Raw genomic sequence first — 4965 nt, 5'->3', positions numbered from 1 at the left:
GTACGAGTGCATTCTGTGCGCTTGTTGCTCAACTTCGTGCCCATCATTCTGGTGGAACCCAGACAAGTTTATCGGTCCTGCCGGTTTGTTGCATGCATACCGCTTCTTGATCGATAGTCGTGACACGGCGACTGAACAACGTCTCGATGACCTTGACGATGCCTTCAGTGTGTTCCGTTGCCACGGCATCATGAACTGTGTGAATGTTTGTCCTAAAGGGTTGAACCCAACCAAGGCAATCGGTCACATTAAATCGATGTTGCTGAGCCGTGCAGTTTAATTGCAGCGTCTTAGCAAGAAATCGTTATAATTGATGCTGAAGATGGCCATCCGGCTCACGGATGGCTATTTCTTATAGTTTGAACAAATTGAGTGTGAAGGATACGCAATGCAAGAGGGTGTAATGCGTGAATGGCTAGAATCATCGCATCTAGCCGGAGGCAATATCGCTTATATCGAACAAATGTTCGAAGCTTACCTCGATGATCCTACTGCAGTGAGTGATGAGTGGCGAAATATGTTCGACTCATTGCCAACCAATGACCATGCAGTAGATGCTAAATTAAGTGACGTACGGGAGCAGTTTCGTACGCTTGCTAAGAATAAACTCAAGCAAGCTGGCGGTCAGTCGTCAGTAGCGGATCAGAAACAAGTACGCGTTTTACAGCTCATTAATGCATACCGTTTTCGTGGTCATCAACACGCTAACCTCGATCCTCTTGGCTTGTGGAAACAAGAAGAGGTACCCGACCTTTCACTTGCTTTTCATGACTTAACTAAAGACGATTTGGACCGTGAGTTCAATGTAGGTTCGCTAGCCGTTGGCAGCGAAACGATGAAGCTCAAGGATATTCACAAAGCGTTAGAAGATATTTATTGTGGCCCGATTGGTGCAGAATATATGCACATCGTGTCGACAGAGGAAAAACGTTGGATTCAGCAGCGCTTAGAAGGTGTCCGCGGTAAGCCAAGCTTTGATAAAGAGCAGCAGACCGGCATCTTACGTGAATTGACTGCTGCCGACGGTCTAGAAAAATACCTGGGCTCTAAGTTTCCAGGTGCTAAGCGTTTCTCACTCGAAGGTGGCGATAGCTTAGTTCCACTATTGAAGTCGTTAATTCGTCGCTCGGGCGAGCAGGGCACGCAAGAGGTGGTCATTGGTATGGCCCACCGGGGTCGTCTAAACGTCCTAGTCAACGTGCTCGGTAAAAAACCACAAGATTTATTTGATGAGTTCGCCGGCAAACATGCGGCCAACAAAGGTTCAGGTGATGTTAAATATCACATGGGCTTCTCGTCAGATTTTGCAACGCCCGGTGGCGATGTTCACTTGGCGCTAGCCTTTAACCCATCACACTTAGAAATCGTTAATCCAGTGGTTATGGGCTCGGTGCGCGCGCGCATGGATCGTTTACAAGATCCTAAAGGCGATAAAGTATTGCCGATAACCATTCATGGGGATGCGGCAATCGCTGGTCAAGGTATCGTACAAGAGACATTTAACATGTCTAAAACGCGTGCTTATCAGGTAGGCGGATCTGTACGTGTCGTGGTGAATAACCAAGTTGGCTTTACCACATCTAAGCAAGAAGACGCGCGTTCAACGCAGTACTGTACTGATATTGCGAAAATGGTCCAAGCACCGATTTTCCATGTTAACGCAGATGACCCTGAAGCCGTGGTCTTTGTAACGCAATTAGCATTGGATTTCCGCAATACCTTTAAACGTGACGTTGTAATCGACTTGGTGTGTTACCGCCGCCACGGTCACAACGAAGCAGATGAGCCAAGTGCTACGCAGCCACTGATGTATGCGAAAGTGAAAAAGCACCCAGTGCCGCGTGAAATCTACGCGGAGCGTTTGTCAAAGGCCAATGTGGTCAGTGAGGATGACGCGAAACAGTGGGTACAAGATTACCGTGATGCGTTAGATAAAGGCGAAGTCGTTGTTGAAGAACACCGTCCGATGCGTAAGCACTCGGTCGATTGGAGCCCATACGTGGGCAACGATTGGGACGTCGACTATGACTATAAAGTGTCAAAATCGACGCTCGCGACACTGGGTGAGAAGATTGCTCAGTATCCAGAAGAACATAAGCTGAACTCTCGCGTTGCCAAGGTTTATCAAGAACGCATGAAAATGGCCAAAGGCGATAAGCCGATGGACTGGGGTTTTGCAGAAACCTTAGCTTATGCCACCTTGTTAGATAAGGGTATCCATATCCGTTTGACGGGTCAGGACTCGGGTCGTGGTACGTTCTTCCATCGTCATGCCGTGTTGCATAACCAAAAAGATGCGTCGACTTACATGCCATTGAATCACATTAAAGATGATCAAGGTGTGGTAGAAATCTACGACTCGGTGTTATCGGAAGCGGCTGTAGTGGCGTTCGAATATGGCTATGCGACCGCTGAACCTAAGTCGTTGGTGATGTGGGAAGCCCAGTTTGGTGACTTTGCCAACGGTGCCCAAGTTGTGGTTGATCAGTTCTTAAGCTCGGGTGAGCAGAAGTGGGGTCGTTTATGTGGTTTGACTTTATTGCTGCCGCACGGCTACGAGGGACAAGGTCCAGAACATTCTTCTGCACGCCTTGAACGTTTCTTGCAGTTGTCAGCTGATCATAACTGGTCAGTTTGTGTACCAACGACACCTGCGCAAGTGTTCCATATGATTCGTCGTCAGCAATTGCGTCCGGTGCGCCGTCCGCTCGTAGTGATGACACCTAAATCGTTACTACGTCACCCATTAGCTATCTCTGAAATGAGTGACTTAGAGAATACCGGCTTCCAAAATGCCATCGCTGAAATTGATGACTTGGATCCGAAAAAAGTAAAACGCGTGGTCTTGTGTTCAGGTAAAGTTTACTATGATCTGTTACAAGAACGCCGTAAACGCGAACAAGATGATGTGGCTATTATCCGTATCGAACAGCTTTATCCGTTCCCTGCGGAAGAAGTCGCAGAGATTATGAAAGATTATCAGCACGTCAAAGATTTTGTTTGGTGTCAGGAAGAGCCCCAGAACCAAGGTGCTTGGTACAGCAGCCAACATAACTTCTGGGCGGCTATTCCATCAGGTGCTCAATTAACCTATCGCGGCAGAGCCGCATCAGCTGCTCCGGCAGTCGGTTATTTATCTGAGCACAATAAACAGCAACAAAAACTCGTTGACGAAGCGCTAACCATTAAATAGGTGAAGATGAACCATGGCGATTGATATTAAAGTTCCTCAATTACCCGAATCTGTTGCCGATGCCACCATCGCAACTTGGCACGTAAAACCAGGTGACAAAGTGTCGCGTGACCAGAATCTGGTTGACATCGAAACCGATAAGGTAGTGCTCGAAGTTGTCGCTGAAGCCGATGGCGTCATTGGCGAAATCATTGCTGACGAAGGCACCACGGTGACTGCTGAAGAAGTGATTGGCAAAATCGAAGAAGGCGCGGGTGACGATAGCAACGACGATAGCGATAGCAAAGATTCGGCTAAAGAAGATAAGAAAGAAGAAAGTTCGTCAAAAGACGACAATGCTTCTGAGAAATCTGGCTCGGGCGAAAAAATTGAAGTCAAAGTACCGCAGTTACCTGAATCTGTCTCTGATGCAACGATTGCAACTTGGCATGTGAAAGCAGGCGACGCTGTTAAGCGCGACCAAAACCTTGTCGATATTGAAACTGACAAAGTGGTACTTGAAGTTGTCGCTCCAGCGGACGGTGTATTAGCTGAAATCACTCAAGATGAAGGCGCTACTGTTGGTGCTGATGACGTAATTGGTACGGTTGAAGCAGGTGCTTCTGTATCAGGCTCTTCTGACAAAGCTTCAACAAAATCTGAAGACACTTCAGCTGAGCAGAAAGATGAAGGCGACAGCGAAGTCGCAGGGCCCGCTGTGCGTCGCTTGTTAGGCGAGCATGGTTTGAAGCCGAGTGACGTAAAAGGTACCGGCAAAGGTGGTCGTGTGACCAAAGAAGACGTTGAGAAACACGTTAAAGGACAACAGTCTAAGTCAAGCTCTAGCAGCAACCAGAGTGCGTCTCAGCAGCCGCAAGCGGCGGGTGACCGTGATCAAAAACGTGTGCCGATGACACGTTTACGTAAACGTATCGCGGAGCGCTTATTACAAGCTAAGAACGACACGGCAATGTTGACGACGTTCAATGAAATCAACATGAAGCCGATTATGGACCTTCGTAAAAAGTACAAAGATGTGTTTGAAGAAACACACGGTACACGCTTAGGTTTCATGGGCTTTTACGTTAAAGCGGTCACAGAAGCATTAAAACGCTTCCCTGATGTCAACGCATCAATTGACGGTGATGATATCGTTTATCACAATTTCTTCGATGTAAGCATCGCGGTTTCAACACCACGCGGGTTGGTAACGCCTGTGTTACGTGATACTGACAAAATGTCGATCGCAGACATGGAAAACGGTATCCGTGACTTGGCTATCAAAGGACGTGATGGAAAACTCACATTGGAAGAAATGCAGGGCGGAAACTTCACAATCACCAACGGTGGTGTGTTTGGTTCACTGCTTTCAACGCCTATTTTGAACCCACCACAAAGCGCGATTTTGGGTATGCACAAAATCCAAGAACGCCCCATGGTGGTGGATGGTAAAATTGAGATCTTGCCAATGATGTATTTGGCACTGTCTTATGACCACCGTATTATCGACGGCAAACAATCGGTTGGCTTTTTAGTCACGGTTAAAGAGCTGTTGGAAGATCCTCAACGTCTTATCCTGGATATCTAAAGACGCTGAGCACTCAGCCGTAAGTTGGATTCCAGCTTACGGCTGTTATTTTTGCGCCGTACGCGTTAGAATTCGGCGCGGTATTCGGGTAGGCAGCATTTCGCTGCTTTTGTTGTTTCAACGAATCGGAAGAGCATCATGAATTTGCATGAGTATCAGGGTAAACAACTCTTTAAAGAGTTTGGTTTGCCAGTATCTGAAGGTT

3 protein-coding genes are annotated in these 4965 nt (G+C 47.4%); all 3 read left to right on the top strand.

Annotated features, from left to right (window positions below):
• A partial coding sequence (locus B2X00_RS12370; protein WP_290487965.1) for a 4Fe-4S dicluster domain-containing protein occupies positions 1 to 280 on the top strand: 280 nt, incomplete at its 5' end.
• Positions 281 to 388: 108 nt separating this feature from the next.
• Positions 389 to 3193, top strand: a complete 2805-nt coding sequence (locus tag B2X00_RS12365; protein ID WP_006955519.1) for a 2-oxoglutarate dehydrogenase E1 component — start codon at positions 389 to 391, stop codon at positions 3191 to 3193.
• Positions 3194 to 3206: 13 nt separating this feature from the next.
• Positions 3207 to 4760, top strand: a complete 1554-nt coding sequence (gene odhB / locus B2X00_RS12360) for a 2-oxoglutarate dehydrogenase complex dihydrolipoyllysine-residue succinyltransferase (RefSeq protein WP_290487964.1) — start codon at positions 3207 to 3209, stop codon at positions 4758 to 4760.
• Positions 4761 to 4965: the final 205 nt, after the last annotated feature.

This window comes from Idiomarina sp. UBA3162 (assembly GCF_002364475.1).
Lineage (GTDB): Bacteria > Pseudomonadota > Gammaproteobacteria > Enterobacterales > Alteromonadaceae > Idiomarina.
This window is presented reverse-complemented; position numbering and strand designations above follow the sequence as displayed.